Origin of the sequence: Dyella koreensis, from assembly GCF_044904565.1 — a bacterium.
Lineage (GTDB): Bacteria > Pseudomonadota > Gammaproteobacteria > Xanthomonadales > Rhodanobacteraceae > Dyella_D > Dyella_D koreensis.
Window position 1 is genome coordinate 547,940 of the sequence record NZ_JADIKD010000010.1, and the last position, 21,781, is coordinate 569,720.

At 64.2% G+C, this 21,781-nt stretch carries 13 protein-coding genes; 6 read left to right on the forward strand and 7 right to left on the reverse strand.

Annotated features, from left to right (window positions below):
- Positions 1–8: 8 nt before the first annotated feature.
- Both ISS97_RS11950 and ISS97_RS11955 read right to left on the reverse strand, forming a co-directional pair.
- Positions 9–5,621 (reverse strand): DUF7507 domain-containing protein, encoded by a 5,613-nt coding sequence (locus tag ISS97_RS11950; RefSeq protein ID WP_379986434.1) that lies wholly within the window; start codon positions 5,619–5,621, stop codon positions 9–11.
- Between the two features lie 632 nt (positions 5,622–6,253).
- Positions 6,254–7,030 carry a response regulator transcription factor gene (locus tag ISS97_RS11955; protein WP_379986433.1) on the reverse strand — a complete coding sequence of 259 codons (777 nt, stop codon included), beginning with the start codon at positions 7,028–7,030 and terminating at the stop codon, positions 6,254–6,256.
- Positions 7,031–7,236: 206 nt separating this feature from the next.
- Between ISS97_RS11955 and ISS97_RS11960 the strand changes: the two genes are divergently transcribed.
- On the forward strand, positions 7,237–8,157 hold the full coding sequence (locus ISS97_RS11960) for a LysR family transcriptional regulator (RefSeq protein WP_379986431.1): 921 nt from the start codon (positions 7,237–7,239) through the stop codon (positions 8,155–8,157).
- A gap of 16 nt (positions 8,158–8,173) precedes the next feature.
- On the opposite strand, the gene ISS97_RS11965 is transcribed toward ISS97_RS11960, so the two are convergent.
- The 4 genes from ISS97_RS11965 to ISS97_RS11980 all read right to left on the reverse strand — a co-directional run bounded on the left by ISS97_RS11965 (position 8,174) and on the right by ISS97_RS11980 (position 14,892).
- Positions 8,174–11,629 (reverse strand): hybrid sensor histidine kinase/response regulator, encoded by a 3,456-nt coding sequence (locus ISS97_RS11965; protein ID WP_379986429.1) that lies wholly within the window; start codon positions 11,627–11,629, stop codon positions 8,174–8,176.
- Positions 11,630–11,999: 370 nt separating this feature from the next.
- Positions 12,000–13,199 carry an enoyl-ACP reductase FabV gene (fabV, locus tag ISS97_RS11970; protein ID WP_379986428.1) on the reverse strand — a complete coding sequence of 400 codons (1,200 nt, stop codon included), beginning with the start codon at positions 13,197–13,199 and terminating at the stop codon, positions 12,000–12,002.
- 313 nt (positions 13,200–13,512) lie between these two features.
- A complete protein-coding gene (locus tag ISS97_RS11975; RefSeq protein ID WP_379986426.1) occupies positions 13,513–14,340 on the reverse strand; it encodes a MipA/OmpV family protein in 828 nt (275 codons plus the stop codon).
- A 93-nt stretch (positions 14,341–14,433) separates the two neighbouring features.
- The gene (locus tag ISS97_RS11980) at positions 14,434–14,892 is read right to left on the reverse strand and encodes a (2Fe-2S)-binding protein (RefSeq protein ID WP_379986425.1); all 459 of its coding nucleotides are present in this window, start codon (positions 14,890–14,892) and stop codon (positions 14,434–14,436) included.
- Between the two features lie 617 nt (positions 14,893–15,509).
- On the opposite strand from ISS97_RS11980, the gene ISS97_RS11985 reads away from it, so the two are divergent.
- From ISS97_RS11985 to ISS97_RS12005, 5 genes are all read left to right on the forward strand, one after another.
- Positions 15,510–16,175: a response regulator transcription factor gene (locus ISS97_RS11985; RefSeq protein ID WP_379986424.1), complete on the forward strand. Its 666-nt coding sequence runs from the start codon at positions 15,510–15,512 to the stop codon at positions 16,173–16,175.
- Positions 16,172–17,581: an ATP-binding protein gene (locus ISS97_RS11990; RefSeq protein ID WP_379986422.1), complete on the forward strand. Its 1,410-nt coding sequence runs from the start codon at positions 16,172–16,174 to the stop codon at positions 17,579–17,581. Before ISS97_RS11985 ends, ISS97_RS11990 begins: the two co-directional genes overlap by 4 nt.
- Positions 17,582–18,326: 745 nt before the next feature.
- Entirely contained in the window at positions 18,327–19,430 is a 1,104-nt protein-coding gene (locus ISS97_RS11995) for an alginate lyase family protein (RefSeq protein ID WP_379986420.1), read from the forward strand.
- A 159-nt stretch (positions 19,431–19,589) separates the two neighbouring features.
- On the forward strand, positions 19,590–20,534 hold the full coding sequence (locus tag ISS97_RS12000; RefSeq protein WP_379986419.1) for a peptidylprolyl isomerase: 945 nt from the start codon (positions 19,590–19,592) through the stop codon (positions 20,532–20,534).
- A gap of 234 nt (positions 20,535–20,768) precedes the next feature.
- Entirely contained in the window at positions 20,769–21,362 is a 594-nt protein-coding gene (locus tag ISS97_RS12005) for a class I SAM-dependent methyltransferase (RefSeq protein ID WP_379986417.1), read from the forward strand.
- 3 nt (positions 21,363–21,365) lie between these two features.
- Here ISS97_RS12005 and ISS97_RS12010 read toward each other — a convergent pair whose 3' ends face one another.
- Complete coding sequence (locus ISS97_RS12010; protein WP_379986415.1) at positions 21,366–21,770, reverse strand: globin; 405 nt, start codon at positions 21,768–21,770, stop codon at positions 21,366–21,368.
- Positions 21,771–21,781: the final 11 nt, after the last annotated feature.

Here is a 21,781-nt window from a genome sequence, read left to right on the forward strand (position 1 = left end):
GCGGGCGTTCATGGCTGTCCCCCCGTCTTTTCGTCGCCATGGGTGGCGGTACTCTCCGTTTCCGCACGCGGCTCCACCGGTATCACTTGCTCTGGCAGCTTCACGCCGAAATCGAAACGTGCCGGCAGGCCTTGGGTGATGCGCTTCACCTGCGGATTGGATGTGGTGAAGGTGCTGTCGGGCGGCAACGTCGCGGGGTCGACCTTCATGATGAAGTTGCGGCCACGTGCCATGTTCGGCACGTCGATGCCCTCGAGGTGGAAGCGGCCGAAGGCGTCGGTCTCGATGACGTTGCCTTCCACCGTGCCGATGCGCACGCCGGGAATGCCCCGCTCGTCGATGCCGCGATTGGTCACCACGTAGTCGACGCGCACGCTGCCATCCGTCTCCGGCGAAACATGGCGTTCCACACTCAGCGCCTCGGCGGATATCCCCTTGGCGGCATCGCCGGCCAGCACCGTCTCGCCGCGCCCATCGGCACGCATGCGCACCGAGGTGCCCTCAGCGCTGGTCAATACGAAGTCACCCGTGAAGTCAGCGCGGCGCAGGCGCTGCGAGATCACGATGCGACGTGTGTCCTCCGGCTGCGCCACGCTATCCCGGCCACGCAGTTCGCCCAGGACGATCCCGTGCAACAACGGCGCGCTGGCGTCGGCTTCGGGCTTAGGCCCCTGCCCCCGGTCCACCGTGGTGGAGTTGGCGACATAGGCATCCGGCGCAAAGCCACCCTGCACATGCAAGCCACTGGCGGTCGCGCTGGCTTGCCAGCCATCGCCGTTGCGGTCGTCGAACACGGTGCCGAACACGCGGCTGTCTTCAAACAACGGATCCGCATCGCGCCGCACGGTGACCTGTGCCACGTTGCTGGTAAGGATGCCGTTCAACAGCATCTGCGCGGTATTGACGTATTCGCCGCGGGCCGATGCGCCGGGCCCGACGCGCATCATGTAAACCACAGTGGCGCTCTTGCCGGCGGCCACATCGATATTTTCGACACGGATCGGGCTGCTGCCGGCAAGGTGGCTGTTGCCATTGGCCGGACTCACGCTGAGCGAGCTGGCCACCAGGCTGAAGCCGACCGGTGGCGTATCAGCCAGCACCGCGTTATGGACGTCCGCCTTGCCCGGGTTCTGGATGGTCACCGTGTAGCGCACCACGTCGCCGACCTTGGCCGTCTGCGGTGTGACCTGCTTGGTGACATGCAGCAAGGCGTCGTCGCTGACCATCAAGGTGATCGACGCCGTGCTGCAATTGCTGGGTGCCAGCGTGTCGCAGATGCGATACGTCAGCGTGTAGTTGCCGCTACGGGTTCCCGCCGGCACGATGATGCTGCCGTCGGGAGCGATCGTGACACCGTTGATGCCGCCCTTGTTGACCGGCGTGATGCTCACGCGGCTCGGGTCGGTGATGACCACCCCGCCCTGCGTGTCGTTGCCCAGCACCTTGCCCGGCGTTCCGCCAGTAGCGCCGTTCACCGGCACCTGGCGGTAATCGTCGTCCACGGCCTGAAGCGGCAGCGATACCACGGTGACGGTGACAACCGCCGTAGCGCAGTTGGTCGGGTTGAGCTTCTCGCAGATCTGGTAGCCGATGGTGTAGGTACCGGCCGGCGTACCCGGTGCCACCGACACTTCGCCGGTGGTCGGATCGAGCTTCACATGGGCGTTGCTGGCTGGCGCGGTGACCGTCACATTGACCGTCGACGGCGTGGTCTTCACGCCGTTGAGCGTGTCGTTGTCCAGTACGTTGCCGGCCTGCGTGTTGCCAGCACCGCCATCGATGCCGGCGTAGCTGTCGTTGGTCGCGACGATCTTGCCGGCGGTCACCGTGACGCTCGCCGTGGCCGTGGCGCAGTTCGTCGGGTTGAGCTTTTCGCAGATCTGGTAGCCGACGGTGTACGTACCGGCTGGCGTACCTGGCGCCACCGATACGTTGCCGGTAGCGGGGTCGAGCTTCACATTCGGGTTGCTGGCAGGCGTGGTGACCGTGACGTTGACCGTCGACGGCGTGGCCTTCACGCCGTTGAGCGTGTCGTTGTCCAGCACGTTGCCGGCTTGCCCATTGCCGGCACCGCCATCGATACCGGTATAGCTGTCGTTGGTCGCGACGATCTTGCCGGCGACGACCGTTACGCTGACCGTGGCCGTGGCGCAGTTGGTCGGGTTGAGCTTCTCGCAGATCTGGTAGCCGATGGTGTACGTACCGGCCGGCGTACCCGGTGCCACCGATACCTCACCCGTGGCCGGATCGAGTTTCACGTTGGCATTGCTGGCGGGGGTGGTGACCGTGACATTGACCGTCGACGGCGTGGCCTTCACACCATTGAGCGTGTCGTTGTCCAGCACGTTGCCAACTTGCGTTTTGCCTGCGCCGCCATCGATGCCGGTATAGCTGTCGTTGGTCGCGACGATCTGGCCGGCGGCCACAGTCACGTTGATCGGAGCGGTAGCGCAGTTGGTCGGATTGAGCTTTTCGCAGATCTGATAGTCGATGGTGTAGCTGCCGGCTGGCGTGCCCGGCGCCACCGACACCACGCCGGTGACCAGGTCGAGTTTCACATTCGGGTTGCTGGCCGGCGTGGTCACCGTGACGGTGACCGTCGACGGCGTGGCCTTCACGCCGTTGACCGTGTCGTTGTCCAGCGCATTGCCGACGGCCGGATTACCGGCACTGGATACGCCGGTGTAACTGTCGCTGCCTGCGGTAATCGGTCCGGCAACCACGGTCGCCGTGGCCGTGGCCGTCGCGCAGTTGGACGGGTTGAGCTTGTCGCAGATCTGATAGCCGATGGTGTACGTGCCGGCCGGTGTGCCCGGCGCCACCGACAGCTCGCCCGTGGCCGGATCGAGCTTCACGTTCGGGTTGCTGGCGGGCGCGGTGACGGTCACGGTGACCGTCGACGGCGTCGGCTTCACGCCGTTGAGCGTGTCGTTGTCCAGCACATTGCCGACCTGCGTATTGCCGACGCTGCTGTTGATGCCGGTATAGCTGTCGTTCGTCGCGACGATCTTGCCGGCGACGACTGTCACGCTGGCGGTGGTCGTGGCGCAATTGGTCGGGTTGAGCTTTTCGCAGATCTGATAACCGATGGTGTACGTGCCGGCCGGTGTACCGGCGGCGACCGACACTTCACCGGTCGCCGGATCGAGCGTGACATTCGGATTGCTGGCGGGCGTGGTGACGGTCAGGGTGACCGTCGACGGCGTCGCGGGGCTGCCATTCAAGACATCGTTGCCCAGCACGTTGCCGACATTGGCGTGGCCGGTGCCGCCATCGATGCCGGTGTAGGTATCGGGTGCCGCCGAGATCGCTGCCGCACCTACCGTGATCGTTGCCTCGGCCGTAGCGCAGTTCGTCGGATGGACGGCATCGCACAAGGTGTAGGGAATCTTGTAAGTGCCAGCCGGCGTGCCGGGCTTCACCGTGATCGTGCCGTCGCCATTGAGGGTGAAGCCACCGCTCGGCGGCACCGTGTTGACGGTGCCCCACGTCAACGTGACGTTGCCTTTACCTGTGCCGATGGTCGGGCCGGTCACTGCACCCAACTGATCGTTGGCAACCACGTTGCCGGTGCTGCCGCCCGCGGCGCCGTTGGGTACGTTGTAGCTGTCGTTCTTGGCGACGATCGCGACATCGCCGATCGGTGTATCGGTGGTTCCCGTCGCCGTGACGGGCGAACCGCTCGGCGGCGTGCCGCTTACCGTCGCGGTGTTGTGGATGGCGACACCCGCGTCGACATCGGCCTGGGTCACCGTGTACGTAAAGCTGCCGCAATTGGCGATCTTGCCAGGGTCGAGCGTGGTGGGCGCGCAGGTCAGCGACGTACCGCCCGCCATGGGATCGGACACCGTCAATCCGCTCAAGGCGACATTGCCGCTGTTGGTCGCCGTAATCGCGTAGGCGATGGTCTCGCCCACATCGGCCTTGCCGTTGGCATTGCCATCGTTGAGCGTGGCGGTCTTGTTCACCTGCAGCGCCGGTGTGCCCTGCACGGTGGTCTGCGTGGTCGAGGTGTTGTCCGCCGTGTTGGCGGTAGGTTCGCCAACGGTAGTGTCAGACGTGGCGAGTTTTACCGTTGCGGTATTGGTAATGGTGCCGACGGTGTTGGTCGGCGCCGTCGCGTTGATCGTGATGACGACACTGCTGTTGGCCGGCAGGCTCTGCACCGCACCGGTCAGCGTGTAGCCGGCGCTGTCGCTGCCGGTGACGCTCACACCAAGCGCACCACACACCGCGCCATTGACGGCATTGCCGCAGGTCACGCCACTCGCGGTCACGCCCGTGACGCCGACCGGCATCGTGTCGGTAAACACCGCGCCTGTCGCCGTGTGGGTACCGTTGTTGCTGATCGCCAGCGCGTAGCTCAACGGCTGGCCGGCCTGCACGGTCGCGGGGCCAGACTTCACCACTTTCAGATCCACGATGCGCGGCACGTTGGTCAACGTGCAGTCCACGCGGTCGCCGAGTTGCTGCAGATCAACCGTCGGCAGACTGGCGGGATTGAAGGTGCCGTTGGGCAATACCGTGGCGGAACCCGCGTTGCCGTTGGTGCACGCGATAGTGCTGTCGTATTGCTGGAGGCTGGACTTGCTGCCGGTGGCCATCTCCTCCTTGAGCGTGAGCACGTTGCCCGGCATCGTCGCCTGGCCGCTGATATAGGCGTAATTGCCCGTGGCGGCACCGGTGGTGGAGGTGTTGATGATCTCCTGGCCCTTCACGTTGATCACGCGATAGGTGAACTGGTCGCTGCTGTCCATGCGACCCGCGGGCAACGCCTTGCGCAGGCGTACGCCGCCCCAGCGCACGCCAAAGGCAAAGCCCTGCAGACTGCTGCCGTTGGTGTGCACCTGCCCCATCACGGAGAACGGACTGCCCGTGCGCGTGGTGGAGAACACGGCGGCATTCGCCGTGCCGCTCTTGCCTATCAGGCGGACGCAATCGACCATGCCGGCGCAAGCCGAGGTAGGTGTTGCGGTCACTCCGGCACTGCCGGGTGCGCCATAGACGAGGTTGTTGGCCGACGATGCGCCGAGCCACTCCACCAGGCTCAATGTGCTGCCGCCGGAGACCACGCCGAAATCGAGCAGCTCATTGCTGTTGGTGCTCTCGCCGTCGGCCATCACCATCTCGAAGGCATTGCTGCTCTCAACCCCGTTGGGGCCGAACAGATGGATGTCTTTCAGGGTGACCGTGGTGTGGTTGTCCGAACCGGCGTTGGTGTACAGCGCAGCGGTATTCGGCTTGTAGATGGTGTAGTAGCCGGTGCTGCCGCTGAACTGCGAGCCGCTCCAGCTCGGCGCCTGCACACCCTTGAGGCCGGCGCTGGCTCCCACGTTGCTCACCTCGGCGGTGAACGTCATGCTCGAACCGTCGGGCAGCGAGAACGTCAGCGGCGTCGAGCCGTTCGCGTTCAAGGTCACGCCGTCGAGCTGCAGCCAGCAGACTTCGTCGACATGCACACCCTTGGAATTCGGGTCGGCCATGCGGCATTGATTGGCCTGTACCACCGCGGGCGTAGCCAGCCCCAGCAGCAACAGTGCCAGCAGCGCGAACACCTTCCTGTGGGTGCGCACTGCTCCGCGTCCGAAACCCTTGAGACAACCATCCAGAAAAACAGACATATCCCTGACTCTCGCTTGCCTGGCACCGGCGTCCCGCAGGCCTGACCGGTGAGGGTCCGCCCCTTTGCAACAAGGCCGACCCGGTTCGGTGGCGATGTGAAATCGCCTGAAAAGGGGCGCAGCCGTACCCGCCTCCCTGTTCCCAGGGAGGTGCGTGTACGCGACAAAAACGCCTGCGCCATCGCTGCCCGGAGGCAGGACGGATGCACCCTTCTGTAGGCTTGAGATGGGTAAGGATGTGGCGGCGGCGATCCATGCGCCTGCTACCACTGCCTCAATACGGCAGCCATGCCAACGACACCCGTCCCCCCTTGGCTTGGCCTTCCCGTGATTCATCACGCAGAGAGGTCAAACCACTGTCGGCATGTCCCATCGATGCCGATGAGGTGTCGTTGGCGGGGCGGATGGTAAGCGTGCTCCAGGCGATGCAGAAGCTGCCGCTACAGGAACTTGCGTGTCAGAAAATAGGACGTTGCGCCACTACGCCAAAACTTTGGCGTGACAGGACGCAGATATCGGAGAAAGAATTAGTGCGATTTATGCGAGGTCAGGTCGCGTTGCAGGGACCACACGGAAGTTTTGATCGAGCGGTTATCAAACACTTCGATGCGCGTCTCAAAACCGCACATCCGCTAGCCGACCATCTCGGGCGCATCGGCTCTGGACGCCTTGCGAAACTGGTTGGGCGTCACACCCATCCGCTCGCGGAACGCGGTGATGAAATTACACGCACTGCGAAAACCCACGCTCTCGGCGATGTCCTGCAGGCCCAGCGAGGTTTCCATCAACAGCATGCGGCCCTTGCGCAAACGTTCCTCGCGTATCCAGGCGAACACCGTGGTGCCCAGGTGTTGCCGGAAGATCGCCGATAGCCGTTTGTCATGCGTGCCCACCTTGCGGGCAAGGTCTTCCAGCGACGGCAAGGACGCCAGTTGCTCGCTGATCAGGCGTACCGCTGCCCTCAACATGATCTCGTCGTGGGACAGGAACGCTTCCGGTTCGTTGGCCGCCGGCTCCTTCGAGCGCGGCCCCAGATGCAGATGGATGCGCACGCGCGCAAGCACCTCATCGGGATGGCATGGCTTGAGTACGTAGTCGACGCCGCCATGGCTGAGGCCTTCCAGACGCTCTTCCAGCGCAGCGGCCGAACTGAGGAAGATGACAGGAATGTCCTGCGTGCGCGGCGCTTCCTTCAACAGGCGGCAGGTAGCGAAGCCGTCCAGCTCCGGCATGCGCACGTCCAGCAGGATCAGATCCGGCTGCAGAGCCAGAGCGCGTTGAAAGCCCTGCCTGCCGTCGGTGGCCAGCGTCACGCGGTAACCGTGCCCGCGCAGCACACTCTGCAGTGCGCGAAGCTCCTCCGGCGAGTCATCTATCACCAGGACATGCGATGATTCTTTCGCTGGCATCGTTCCCCCTGTCGCGACTGTCGCCGCTACCAACAGCTTGCATGCCACTCCAGCATGCAAGCGAAGGATTGTAGCGCTGCTTTCGGTCGCCGTCCGCCCGGGCAAAACCGCCATCCGCTAGGACAAAAGTCACCCCATAGCGGCCGCCCTAAGCTCCGCGAACCACTGCCCTACCGACACCGGCACCCCCATGCCGTGCCTACTCCATGGATCTGACCGAAAACCTCAGCGACCTCTATCTGCTTACCCGCGTCATCGAAGCGGGCGGGTTTGCCGCGGCCGCGCGGCAGACGGGCATGACCCGTTCGCTGCTCAGCCGGCGCATCGTGGGACTCGAACAGCGACTGGGCGCGCAGCTATTGCTTCGCAACGCACGTCATTTTGCGGTGACGCCGCTCGGCGACGAGGTCTATCGCCACGCATTGATCATGTGCGAAGCCGCCGAGGCGGCCATCCGCGCTGTACAGGATGCCGGCGGGAATCTGGGTGGCCGCGTGCGCGTCGACATTCCGGACCTGATGGGTCATCTGTTGTCGCAGGCGCTGGTTGCCGCCGCCGGCCAGCACGAACATCTGCAGCTCTCGCTGAGCATGAATGGCGGCGTCGAGGCGCTATTGGCGCAACGCGTCGACCTGGCGCTGTGCATGGATGAAAAGCTGCCGGATCGCAGCGATATCGTGGCGCACCGGTTATGCCACGTGCGCCTAGTGACGGTGGCAAGCCCGCAGTTGTTCCGGCAACTGGGCTCGCCGACCCATCCCGATCAACTCGACGAACGGCATTGCCTGGGATATCTGGGCCAGGACGGACAGCGTCCCTGGATGTTCCGCGGCGCACGCACGCGCAAACCCGCGAGCCTGCTCAGCACTGGCCACTTGTCGACGCTGCTCGTCGCCGCGCGCGAAGGTGCCGGTGTCGCCCAGCTTCCTCTGCATGCCTGCGCCGACGATCTCGACGCGCAACGGTTGCAGCCGCTGTTCCAGCCCTACGAGCCGGACCCGATGCATTTGCATCTGCTCAGCCTCTCCGGGTTGGCGCTGACGGCGACTACGCGCAGCGTCATTCGCAGTGTCCGGGACCAGCTATTGCTGGCCCGACTGCCCGGTGTGGTGGTGGACAAGGGATAGTCGGCATGCCATCCAGCTATGTGCTCAGCTCCGTTGCCTGCACCAGCAGACGATGGATGCGGACCAGAAGCTGCTTGCCGCCGGCGGGCTTGAGCAACGCATCGTTGAACGCCAGCGCTTCGAAGCCTTGCGGATGCCGCGGCGGCAACGCCGAATAGAGCAGCACGGGCAGCTGCGGATGATCGCGCCGCACGGCCTTCAATAACGTCCAGCCATCCATGCCCGGCATCGCCTGATCAGTCACGATCAGGCTGACCGCTTGTTCACGCAACAACGCGAGTGCCTGTTTGCCATCAGCGGCGGAAATGCTTTCGAAGCCGAAACCATCGAGCAGATCGCAAAGCATCTCGCGACTTTGCGCGTTGTCGTCGACTACAAGGATCGTGTGACCCGAGCCATCGATCTCGCCTGCGGCGGCCTCGTCATCGAACAGGTCCGGCTCCAGTTCGCTCTCTTCCGCCAACGACACTTCCAGCGCAAAACCAAAGCGGCTGCCGCCACTGGGAGCCGCCTCGATATTCAGGCGGCTGCCCATGCGCTCCAGGATCTGGGTGACGATCGCCAGCCCCAAGCCATAGCCGTTGTACTGGGCCGCATTGCTGCCGCGCGCGAACGGCAATGACAGGCGCTCCTGTTCGGACGGCTCGATGCCGATGCCACTGTCCTCGACCATGAAATGGAGCGACACCTTGCCCTGCGGTGCCGGTGCTGCCGTCACCGTGAACAGGATGTAGCCGTCGTCGGTGAATTTGGCGGCATTGCCGATGAGATTCATCAACACCTGGCGCAGTCGCCGGAAATCCAGCTTGACCAGCGCAGGCAGATCCTCGGCATAACGGGATTCAAACCGATTGCTGCGCTTCTCGGCGAGCAAGGCGGCATGCTCGACCAGCCCCTGCAAGAAGGCATGCAGATAGCCAGCCCCCTCGACCAGCTCCAGCTCGGCAAGCTCGTCTCGCGAGAATTCCAGCAATTCATCGATCAGGTCGAGCTGCTGGTGCGCGCTGCCTTCGATCAGGCCCGGATAGTCGCGCTGCCGGTCACCCGCACGCCATTGCCGCACGCCATCGATGATGCCGGCGAGCGGCGAACGCAGGTCGTGGCTGATGCGCGCCAGCAACATGCTGCGCGCACGCATGGCGTTCTGCAGCTGCCCGGTTCGCACCGCCACAGCTTGCTCCAGGCGCTGGGCATGCTTCACCAGCACACGCACACGCCAACGCCACGCCAGCACGATCGCGGCCAGCACCAGTGCGATGGCAGCGGCGTAAGCGGGGCCGCTGCGCCACCACGGCGGCGTGAGTGTGAAAGTCAGACTGATCGGTGCGGACCGGCGACGCTGGTTCTCGTCGATAGTCTGCAGTTCGAAGCGGTAACCGCCGGGAGGCAACAAGGCGTAACGCAACTCCCGCGTCGAGGCTTCCACCCAATCGCTGTCGATACCCGACAGGCGATAGCGGAAACGCACCGGACTGCCCGAGCTGTTGCCGAGCACGGCGAAGTGAAGCACGAGCGCGCCGGCGACGTGGAAATCCACCTGCGTGCCCTGGCCAGTAAGTTCGTGTTCGCCGTACTGCGCCGAGACCAGCCAGGGGCGGATCTGGCGCGGCGCCAGCAATTCCTCTGGCTTGAGCAGATGCGAGAGACCGACCGGCGTGCCGATCCATACCGATCCATCCTCGTCCGCGAAGAAAGCGCCGTGGTTGGTTTCATCCCACAGCAAACCATCGCGTGTCGTTAGGCGCGTCCACCGCGTGCCATCCAGCACATCCACACCATTGTTGCCGCCGACCCACAGGCGCCCGCGGCGATCGGAGCGCAGGAAGTAGACACGGGAATCCGCCAGCAACGGATCGGCGACGGGAGCGAGACTCACACTGTCCGCGTCACTGACGTTGCCGACCAGCACGCCCGGTTGCAGCGAACTCAGCCAGAGGCGCCCATCGGCCGTGGTTTCCACATTCTCGAAACCACCGAGACTTTCCTGCGGCAACACACGCACCTGACTCCAGCGGCCGGCGGCATAGCGAAACAAGCCGGTGCTGCAGGCCAGCCACAGGCGGCCGGCGGTGTCCTCCGCCAGATCCGAACACATCGCGGTGGGAATCAGACCCGGCGCGGCGCGCTCCATTCGGCCGCTCTGCGCATCCACCTGATACAGGCCGCCCAGCGTGTAAGCCCAGAACTGTCCATGGCTGTCCTGAAACGCACCTCTGACCAGGAAGGGCAGCGTCGCCATGAGATGCGTACTGTTGCTCGCGGATTCATAGCGCAACACACGACCATCAAACAGGAAGTACCACACCGAGCCGTCCGCCGCGGCCAGCACCGTGCGCGTCTGGTGCGGTAGTGCAACGGTGAGTGGCCAGGGCCGGGCACGATCCTTGGACGGCGCGATCACGCTGCCGCCCCAGTCGTCGGCCACCCATACCGAGCCCGAACGTGCACGTGTGATCGACCAGATCAACGAACCGCTCAAGCCCTGCGACGACGTCCAGTTCTCGACGGCATCGCGACCACTCCAATGCAGCAGGCCGCGGCCATACGTGCCGATCCAGATCGTGCCGTCCTGATCGGCGATCAGCGAAGACACGCCTACTTTCGGCAAGCCATCGTCAGTACCGAATAGTTCCCACTGCTGACCATTCCAGCGAGCAAGGCCCGTCGAACTGCGCGTCAGTACGCGACCTTCGCGGTCCTGCGCGATATCGATACTGGAAGCGGCCACATCCGCATTGTTCCCAGGCATATCGCGCGCGATGAATGCGTCGCTGCCTTCCAAACGCACCCGCACCGTGTGTATGCCGCGCACCCACAGACTGCCATCGCTGGCACCGAGAAAGCCCAGCCACTTGTCCGCCGGGATACCGGCATCCGGACCATAGCGGCGTAGCTGCCCGTCACGCAGGCTGCAGAGTTCGGTGCCGCAACCGAACCAGGTGGTGCCATGGCGATGGAACACCGCGTTGACCTGGCTGAGCCCGGGGAACGCTTGCAACTGCTCGCTGCTGAAAGGCGAGCTGGCCTGCCAATGGCCCGGCGCGTTCGAGCTGAGCAACAGCAGGCGGTTGCCACTCACCAGCCACATGCCGCCGCCTTCGTCCGCGGCCAGTGTCTGCCCCCGATCCGCCAGCAAGGGCTTGCCTTCCGGACGCACCCAGCCGAAACGTTCGTTCTCGCGCAATTGCAGACCCGCGCGCGACCCCACCCACAAACGTCCCTTCACATCCTCCGCGAAACTGATCACCTCGGAAACCTGGAAACCCTGCTCCGCGCCGACCTGGCTGAAGGCCACACCGTCGAAGCGGTACAGCCCTTTCTCCGTACCAGCCCAGACAAAGCCCGCGCGATCCTGATAGATACGTACGATCGACAGACTGGTGAGACCACTGCTCTGGTCATACACCGTGAGCGGAAGCTGCGCCGCCAGCCCTTTCATCGGCGCGATCAGGCCGCACAGCAACAACCACACACCACAGACCAGAGACCACCAGCGCCGGCCCCGGCGGGCATCCGCATCCCGCGGACAATCCCCACTGCTGGATGAGTGCACATGCGAAAACAACGGCTTGCCCCTGATGACGAAACACAAATGAGCGCTTTACGCCGATGACTGACAGCCACCGGCCCGGAATGGAATCCACACGAGCACGTGTCAAACCAGCCGACGCTTTCGGGAAGTCTGCGCTAGCCGGGTCCAAACAGGTAGTGCCTGGCCTCGGTTTGGACGTCTAATGGAGAAGTATTCGTTACGTCGGCCACGTGACATCCCCGAACGAAAAAGCCCGGGACCTCGCGGCCCCGGGCTTGCGTTTCATCCGTCGCAACCGACGCTGGCCCGCTTACGGCTCGACCACGTCGAAATGGACGTCCGGATTGATGTCTGCATCATAGTTCACGTCCTGGCGGTCGAAGCCGAACAGGCGAAGGAACTCGTGCTTGTAGCCGACGTAGTCGGTCAGTTCGCGCAGGTTCTCGGTGGTGACGGTCGGCCACAGTGCCTTGCAGCCCTTCTGTACGTCTTCGCGCAGCTCCCAGTCGTCCAGGCGCAGGCGGCCGTCGTCGTCGGTCTGCGGAGCCTTGCCGTCTTCGCGGTAGAGAGCGCTGTGGAACAGGCGGTTGATCTGTTCGATGGTGCCTTCGTGGATGCCTTTCTCTTTCATGATGCGGAACACCATGGAGACGTAGAGCGGGATCACCGGAATCGCGGCGCTGGCCTGGGTCACTACCGACTTCATCACGCCGACGTAGGCCTCGAGGCCGGGATGACGCGCGCGCAGCTGCTTCGCGGTGTTGTCGAGGTGCTGCTTGGCCTGGCCCAGGGTGCCGTGCCAGTAGATCGGCCAGGTGATCTCGGTGCCGACATAGCTGTAGGCGACGGTCTTGGCATGCTCGGCGAGCACGCCGGCCTGGCTCAGCGCGTCGATCCACAGCGCCCAATCCTCGCCACCCATCACGGTGACGGTGTCCTTGATCTCCTGCTCGGTCGCCGGCTCCACCGTGGCCTGCACCACCATGTCACGGTTGGTGTCGACCGAGGAGGCGGTAAAAGTTTCACCGATGGTCTTGAGCGCGGAGCGCACCACTTCGCCGGTATCCGGCAGCTTGCGCACCGGTGAGGCCAGCGAATAGACCACGAGATCGATCGGGCCGCCCATCTCCTGCTTGATCATCTCGATCGCGCGGGCGCGGGTTTCGTTGGAGAAGGCGTCACCATTGATCGAGCGGCTGTACAAGCCGGCCTGCTTGGCCAGCTTGTCGAACGCGGCGGAGTTGTACCAGCCGGCGGTGCCGGGCTTGGCTTCGCTGGAAGGCTTCTCGAAGAACACGCCCAACGTCGCCGCGCCGTAACCGAAGGCCGCGGTAATGCGCGAGGCCAGGCCGTAACCGGTGGAGGCGCCGATCACCAGTACGCGCTTGGGTCCCGAGGACGACACACCAGCAGCCTTGGTGACGGCGATCTGGTCGGCGACGTTTTTCTCGCAGCCGAGCGGGTGCGCAGTGATGCAGATGAAGCCACGAACCTTGGGGTGGATGATCACGAAGAATCCCTGATGACACGAACAGGGTGGGGATTCTAATGGGGTTGGGGGTCCATACGCTTCCGCAGGGAGGTGGTGGATGTTGTCGCCCGTTACAGGCCCGCTGATGAGGGGGGCCGTTCTTGCGGTACCACTTCCTATTCGTCACCCCTGCGTAGGCAGGGGTCCAGTGGCATTGCCGCTCGGTTGTGGTGACTGCGTGCCCTGGCTCGCCCGCCGCAGGCTTCCGAACCGCTACCGCGGTCCGGGTCACTTTCTCTTTGAGAGCATTGGCTATGGCGGGTGAAGGCTGGCTGTCCCTTCACCCGTCTACTCAGAACCGATAGAACGTGTACACGCTGTAGATGTTCTGCATCTTCTTTTCCACGATAGGGCTGTCCGCCGCATCGCCCTGTAGCTGGGCCGCAGCGGCGCGCACACCGGCACTCCAGTGGTCGCTGATGCGGTAATCCGCACCAATGGAGAAACGCAGCAACTGGATGCCCGATTTGGGCGTATAGACGGCATAGCCCGAGCGGAGGCTCTGCGTCGCATCGACGCCGAAGAAAGCCTGGTTGTACTGGCTATTGGCCCAGGTCACGCCGGGGCCGGCCTGCAAGGTGAGTTTGTCAGTGACCCGGTACTTCCCTTCCAGCTCCAGCGAGGCGGTGGTGCCCTGGTGATTGCCTGCGATATCCGAGGCGACATTGCCGCGCACCGTCAGCCAGCCGGCGGTGTAGCTGGCGAACACCGTGGCATGCGCGGTGCGCTTGACGTCGCCAAGACCGCGCAGGCGTGCGTCATCGGACTCCTTGCGTGGCTGCACGAAGTCGTAGGCGAAGGACATGCCCACCCGCCACTCACTATCCTGGTGCAGATAAAAGCCAAGCCCCGCCGGCGAACCGGAACCCGGCACGCCACCCAGGAAGTAACGGCCGTAGGTCGCGCTCAGCACAGGCACCACCACACTGCGGCGCGACGAACTGCCCGGATATCTGGGGAGGTCCGCCGCACCCGCACCAACGACAACGTGCCAACCTTCATCCGTCCAGTTCTTCGCTGGCTGCGTTTGCGTGGAAGTGTCCTCCGCGTAAGCTGCCGCGCTGGTGAGGGAGAGACAGGTGAACAGGGAAATGCGTGCGCTGCGACGTGCCAGATGCATAAGGCGACTCCATAGGGAGAGAACGGCGAGGAAAGGGTTTGGCGGCGGTAGCTACGTACAACAGGGAACGCGTTGTGGATCACGCACGATCGATCACCACGATTTCAGGCGCTCCGCCAGCGAAGCGATCGCGCGCAGCACGTGCGGACGGATGCCGCAGCGGCAGTCGAGATAGATCGCGGCTTCGATATCAGCCACGCTCGGATCAGGGTTTTCCATCAGCAGGGCGGCGGCGGCCATGATCATGCCGGCCTGGCAGGGGCAATCCGGCACGCCTTCGTCGATCCAGGCGCGCTGCACGGCGTGGAGCTCGCGCGAGGAAAGCCCTTCGCGCGCGGCAAGCCCTTCGATGGTGACGATCTCGGTGCCCAACACCACATGCACCGGGATCCGGCAGGAGCGCGTCGGCCGGTCGTTCACATGCACGGTGCAGGCGCTGCACTGACCGTTGGTGCAGGCGAAGCTGGTGCCGGTCAGTTGCAGATCCTTGCGCAGCACACGCAGCAGCGTGGTTTCGGGATCCGCATGAATCGCATGGCTGCGGCCATTCACGCTTAGACTCATGGCCTGCGGCCGGTGCTCGGCAGGCGCTGGAAAGTAGCGCGGCTGTGCCTCCTGCACCGGGGCCACTGATGAGGAATATCCGGATAAAACCGGCGCACGAAGGGACTTGCTGTGGGTGGGAGCACTCATGGTTTCGCCTCTGCTAGCGGAGCCGGGTCCAGCGGCGCCCTGGTGATACGGTGGGCACGGGAGGGTTTCGCGATGACAGGCAGGACCTGACATCCGGCAGTCTGGCCGTCCGAATTTAAGAATTCTTTAAGGGCCCTCTGATCTATTCCGCGTAGGCGTCACCATGGCTGTTTGCGCGCAGATCGCCGTTGCGCTGCCGATGGCAGACTGGCCGTCTGTTGAGGCAGCGTGGCGGTGAGCTGCGCGCAAACAGCCATGGCCCTCACTTAATAAAATTTAATAACAGGGTGATATCCATAAAGGGCGCTACCGCTGCCGCGCGGCTCGACCTGACGGCCAGTCAGGCGCTTCGCCACGCGGCAGCGGTAGCGCCCTTTATGGATATCATGCCGCCTGCGCGGAATAGATCAGAGGGCCCTTAAGCGCGGAACGTAGGCTGCACGCCATCCACGCCGTACCGATCCATCGAGGTTGCCTTGCCCAACATCCTGCTAGTCGAAGACGACCGCATGCTCGCCGACGCCATCGCCACGGCGTTGCGGCAGGATGGCTGGCAGGTCGATTGCGCGCGCGACGCCGCTGCGGCCCGCATCGCACTGACCGATCACGCCTACACCGCTGCCCTGCTCGACCTCGGCCTGCCCCAGGGTTCCGGCCTCGACGTGCTACGTGCCATGCGTGAACGCTACGACACCACGCCGGCGCTGATCATCACCGCGCGCGATCAACTGGGCGACCGCATCCGTGGCCTCGACGCCGGCGCCGATGACTATCTGGTCAAGCCGTTCCAGATCGACGAATTGCTCGCCCGGCTGCGCGCGGTGATCCGGCGCAGCGAAGGTCGCGTCACGCCCGTGCTCAGCTGGAAAGGCATCACCATCGACCCCGCGCGGCGCACCGTCATGCGCGATGGTGTCAACGTGCGCCTAGGCACGCACGAGTACCGCACCTTGCTTGCGCTGATGGAACGGCAAGGCCGGGCCGTGGCGCGCGACCTGCTGGAAGACCTTATCTACGGCGGCTCCGGCTCGATCGAAAGCAACACCATCGCGGTCTATGTCCATCAACTGCGCCGCAAGCTCGGCGACGATGTCATCGCCACCGTGCACGGCTACGGCTATCGGCTGGGAGAGGAGCGATGATGCATTCGCTGCGCTCACGTCTGTTCATCATGCTGCTTGGCATCTTCGTGGTGGCCTGGGCCGTCACCATCGGTTGCATTGGCATACAGTTCAACCGCGAGCGCACCGGCATATGGGATCGCGAACTGGGCGATATCGGGCGCGAGATTCTGCTTTCCATGCCCAGCGACATACGCCAGTTGTCCGGTGCTGCGAACCTGCATCTGCCCGAAGCCAATCAGTCTTGGGGGATCAAGCATGGGAAATTGAGTTTTCAGGTGTGGATAAAAGCGCGTCGCGACAACGTCGTGCGCTCACCGGGCTCCGTGCTTGGTCCATTGAAGCCGGACTTTGTCGATGGCTATGCGACACGCATGATCCAGGGCCAGGAATGGCGTGTTTATGCCGTCTCCGATGTGCAGAATGAAGTACAGGTGCAGGTCGCCAAACCGACCTCCGAACTGGTCGCCGAAACCCGTCGCTGGGTACGTTTCGGCCTCGGCACCACCGCGGTGCTGCTGATCATCCTGAGCATCGCGATGAAGCTGGTGATCCGCTGGTCGCTGCGCCCGGTCGTCAAGGTGCAGGAAGCGATCACCGCACGCGATGCGCGCGACCTCAATCCACTGCCCAACGAGGGCTTGCCCGATGAGGTGCGCCCACTGGTCGAATCCTTCAACCGCCTGCTCGGTCGCCTCGACCGTGCCATGCAGAACGAGCGGCAGTTTCTGGCCGAAGCCGCGCACGAACTGCGCACGCCACTTGCCGCTCTGCTGACCCATGCGCAAGTTGCGCAGCGCTCCAGAACGCTGGAGGAAGCGAAAGCACCGTTGCAGCAATTGGTGAGCGGCGTGGAACGCAGCGCGCGTCTTTCTCAACAGTTGCTGGATTCGGCGCGGCTCGATGTCGAACGCCACGTCGGCGAGCGCGGCCCGATCGAGCTGGCCGACATCGTCGCGGTGATCACCCATGAATTCGAAACCGCAGCCGCGACCAAATGCCAGTCGATCACGCTCGACACCGAGCCGTGCCAGATCGAAGGCAATGTCGACGATCTCGGCATCCTGATCGGCAACCTGATCGATAACGCTGTGCGCTATACCGGCACCGGCGGGCGCATGGCTGTGCGTTGTGTATGCGTCGCGCAGGTCGTTCGGCTGCAAGTGCAGGACGACGGCCCTGGCGTGGCGCGGGACGATCATGCGCGCATCTTCGATCGCTTCTTTCGTGTTGCTGGCAGTAACGAGCGCGGCAGCGGTATCGGGCTGTCGCTGGTCGCGCGCATCGCCGAATCGCATGGTGCGACGATCGAGATCGGCGAAGGTATCGATGGGCGGGGGTTTGGTATCACGGTGGTGTTTCCTGCGTTGCAGGAGCGTGTCGGCGAGCCTGGTTTGGCGCCGGTGAAGCCGTTGATTCCTGCTTGAGGGGTTTGGCTTGCGGCTTCCTACTTTGATGTTGGGTTGTCGCAAACTGGCCGCTTATGCAGCGGGCATTTCGGACGCCTGCCGGCGCCCGAGTCACTTTCTCTTTGCTGACCCAAAGAGAAAGTAACCAAAGAGAAATGGTCGGGAAGAGCGCGGTGTGCTTTGTAGCCGCACTCCTTCCAATGTCAGACGTTGGGATGTTTTTGCCTTTGCTCGTGCCCCCTCCCCTGCTCGCAGGGGAGGGTTGGGGAGGGGTGAGTACTTGAGAAAGCGCCTCGGGAGAGGTTTTGACAAGGGCTTACCCCCTCCCGGCCTCCCCCTGCAAGCAGGGGGAGGAGAAAAGCGCGTGGCTTTGACTCGAGGCCCATCAGATCCAGGGTGGAGAGAGCAAGCAGAGAAACCCTCCAGATGTCTGGCACTGGAAGATGCGCAGCTACAAAGCCCACCGCCTGCTCTCAGGCCATTTCTCTTTGGTTACTTTCTCTTTGGGCCAGCAAAGAGAAAGTGACCCGACTCGCGGCAGCGAGGCGGAATGCCCGCTGCATAAGCGGCCAGGGCACGCAGACGCTACAACCGAAGCGCATCACTACTGGATTCCGGCCTACGCCGGAATGACGAGGTAGAAACGGTGAGCCGAACACCTCCTCACCGATGTCTCCTCGCTGACCGCAGAAACTTGCCACAGCACGATACCCACCACCACGCGGCACACTACCCACTCCCACACGGAACGGACCAAAGCCGCATGCAACGTGTTTCCCGAAGGACGATTGCGCTGGCATTCGGTGCGCTCGCGAGCCTGAGCACCGCGCTGTCGATGGCGACCGCGATGTATGTGCGCAAGGACATAACCCCACCCCGCGCCGTAAGCATGTGCCAGCCGGTCGCCCCCGGCGCAGGCGAACAGAACGCCTCGGCCGCGCATGTGCTCGCCGCCGCCGAAAAGCATCTCGGCGACCAGCCGCATCCCCTGCCCCACGTGCATACGGAAGGCACGCTTCCACATCAGGGCATTCGCGATGAAAGCATCGCGGCGGAGAAGGATTGGCCGTTGATGCGGCAGGCCGCGCTGGCGTGGCGGCTCAGTGCCGACGGGCGCTATCTGCAGCAGGTGGATACTTATCTTTCCGCCTGGGCACACACCTACCAGCCAGACTTCAATCCGATCGACGAAACCAACCTGGACGGCCTGATCGACGCCTACGTATTGGCATCGAGTGGCTTAAGCGCGGAAACGCGCGATGCCACTCGCGCGTTGCTGCGCAAGCTGGGCGAGGGTTATATCGAACACATCGGGCAGTTTCATGGACCCGCGCGCGGCACGCAGACCAATAACTGGCAAAGCCATCGGGTCAAGCTGGTTGCGATGACCGCCGCGGCGCTGGGCGACCCAGGCATGCTGAAGAAGGCGCGCGAGCTGTTTCAGCGCCAGGTGGCGGACAACATCCTGCCCAATGGCGAAGTGATCGATTTCCGCGAGCGCGACGCGCTGCACTACGTCGTCTACGACCTGCAGCCGCTGGTGGTGGCAGCCATGGCGGCGCAGCCATTCGAGGCCAACGCGGACTGGCTGCGCTACACCACGCCCGAGGGCGCCTCTCTCGCCAAGGCACTGGACTGGCTGCGGCCCTTTGCCGAGGGACAGCGCACGCATCAGGAGTTCGTGCATACCAGCGTGAAATTCGACCGGGATCGCGCGCAGGTGGGCGAAGCAGGCTACAGCGGCGTGTGGGATCCGAAGACCAGCAGCACGCTGTATTGGCTAGCCGCGCAGTTGGACGACAGCTATCTGCCTGTCGCCCGGCAGCTGGCACCGCAGCCGCCGGACTGGATCGGCGCCTGTCATTAGGTAGGAGCGCACCCTGTGCGCGACGGTTCCGGATATTGACGACGTCACAAGAGCGGTCGCCCACAGGGTGGGCTCCTACCTAGGGCATTCCTCACTCGCGGCCATCGCCCCGCCCCTGCTACCGTGCGGATCCGCGACTCATCACTGCCAAGGTCCGCCATGTCCCGACTTGTTCCGAAGTTGCTCGGTTTCTCCCTGCTTTGCGCCCTGGCGCTGCCGGCCGCGCGGGCCGACACGCCCACGGCGAACAAGACGCCTACGCCCAAGGAACTGCTGGAGAAATCCAAACCCGAGGAATGGCGCAAGCCGGACCCCAGGAACCTGCTGCAGATGCAGTTGCCGCAGGGCAAGGTGTTGATCGAGCTGGCGCCCGATTTCACACCGCTGCATGCGGAGAACATCCGCACGCTGGTGAAGGAGCATTACTTCGACAAGCTGGCGATTGTGCGGGTGCAGGACAACTTCGTGACCCAGTGGGCGGACCCCGAGGACGACGACAAGGGCGACAAGAACAAGCTGCGTCCGCTCGGCAAGGCAAAGAAGACCTTGCCGCCGGAATACACGCGCGCCATCGATACCAAGCTGCCGTGGACGGCGCTGCCGGATGGCGATGTGTATGCGCCGGAAGTGGGTTTCTCGGAAGGCTTCCCGGTGGCGCGCGACAAGGCCACGGGACAGGAGTGGCTGACGCATTGCTATGGCATGGTCGGCGTGGCCCGCGATGTGGGGCCGGAGACGGGTAGCGGCAGTTCGCTGTACGCGGTGATCGGCCAGGCGCCGCGCGGGCTGGACCGCAACCTCGCCATCGCGGGCCGGGTGCTGCAGGGCATGGAGTTTCTCTCGGCCTTGCCGCGCGGCACGGGGCCGCTGGGTTTCTATGACAAGCCGGAGCAGCGCGTGACGATCGAGTCGGTGCGGCTGGCGTCGGAGCTGCCGGAGAACGAGCGCGCCAAGGTCGAAGTGCTGCGCACCGATAGCCCTACGTTCGCGGCCATGATCGAGGCCAAACGCAATCGCCGCGATGACTTCTACCGGAACCCGGCCGGCAAGATCGACCTGTGCAGCATCAATATCCCGGCGCGCGAAGCGAAGGCGACGCACTGAGGATGAGCTGGCGCGAGGCGTATCCACGCGGGTCGTTTCGCGTCAGCCCTACGCTTTAAAACATGCTTAAAGCCCGCCTCCGAGAATGCGTGGCTGGCGCCGATGGCGGCCGGGCAGCCATCTTGCCCCTCCCGCCCTGCCGCAACCGATGCTTCGGAACATTTTGTTCATCGGCATCAGATATACAGCTCATTGGCGACCAAGTAAGCCGATGCCGGACACGGAGCTCGCACGATGAACCTCACCGACACTCTGCTGTTCTTTCGGGCCTGGCTGCGCAACCCGGCGCGGGTTGGCGCGGTGGCGCCTTCCGGGCCGGCCCTGGCGCGCCTGATCACAGCGGATATCGGGCCGCATAGCGGGCCGGTGATCGAGTTGGGGCCGGGTACCGGCGTATTCACCCAGGCGTTGCTGAGCCGCGGCGTGCAGGCGCACCGGCTGGCGTTGATCGAGGCCGACCACGGTTTCGCCGGCCAGCTGCTGCAACGGTTTCCACACGCCAGGGTGCTGAGCATGGACGCCGCCCACCTGGGCTCGGCGCCTTCGATCTTCGGCGAGGAACGGGCTGGCGTGGTGGTGAGCGGCCTGCCGCTGCTGTCGATGCCGCGCGACAAGGCGCTGGCGATCGTCGAAGGCGCTTTCTCGCGCCAGCTGCGCAATGACGGTGCGTTTCACCAGTTCACCTATGGCCCGCGTTGCCCCCTGCCCCCCGACGAGCTGCGGCAACTCGGACTGGAGGCGGAACGCATCGGCAGTGCGGTGTTGAATCTGCCGCCGGCCTCGGTCTACCGCTTCCGTAGGCGCCGGTCGGTACGCGTTGCGGCCTGACCCTCAGTAGTTCCGCGCGAAAGCATCCACGACCTTCTGCATCGCCGCGCGCCAGCGCGCAGCAAGCGCAGGGGTAATCGCCGTGTCGAACTCGGCGATGGCCTGCAGAAGGCTCTCGATCCAGCAGACATAGAGTGCGGGCTCGACCGGTGCGCGCCCCGCGCGCGAATGCACGTCGATCATCTGTTGCATCGGCCGCTGCACCATCGTGCTGCCGGACGCCCATGAAATAGCCATGCTGATGCCGCGCCGCAGCGCGAGGCGCTGTCCGCGAAAATCGGTGCGCGCGAACATCGGCGGTATGGCCGGATGGCTGGCCAGCAGAATCTCGTAGAAGCGCTCGATAAAGCCGCGCTGGCGCAGGCAGCGGCCAAAGCTCACCTGCAGGTCGTCGTAATTGTCGTTCAAGACAGCGCCCC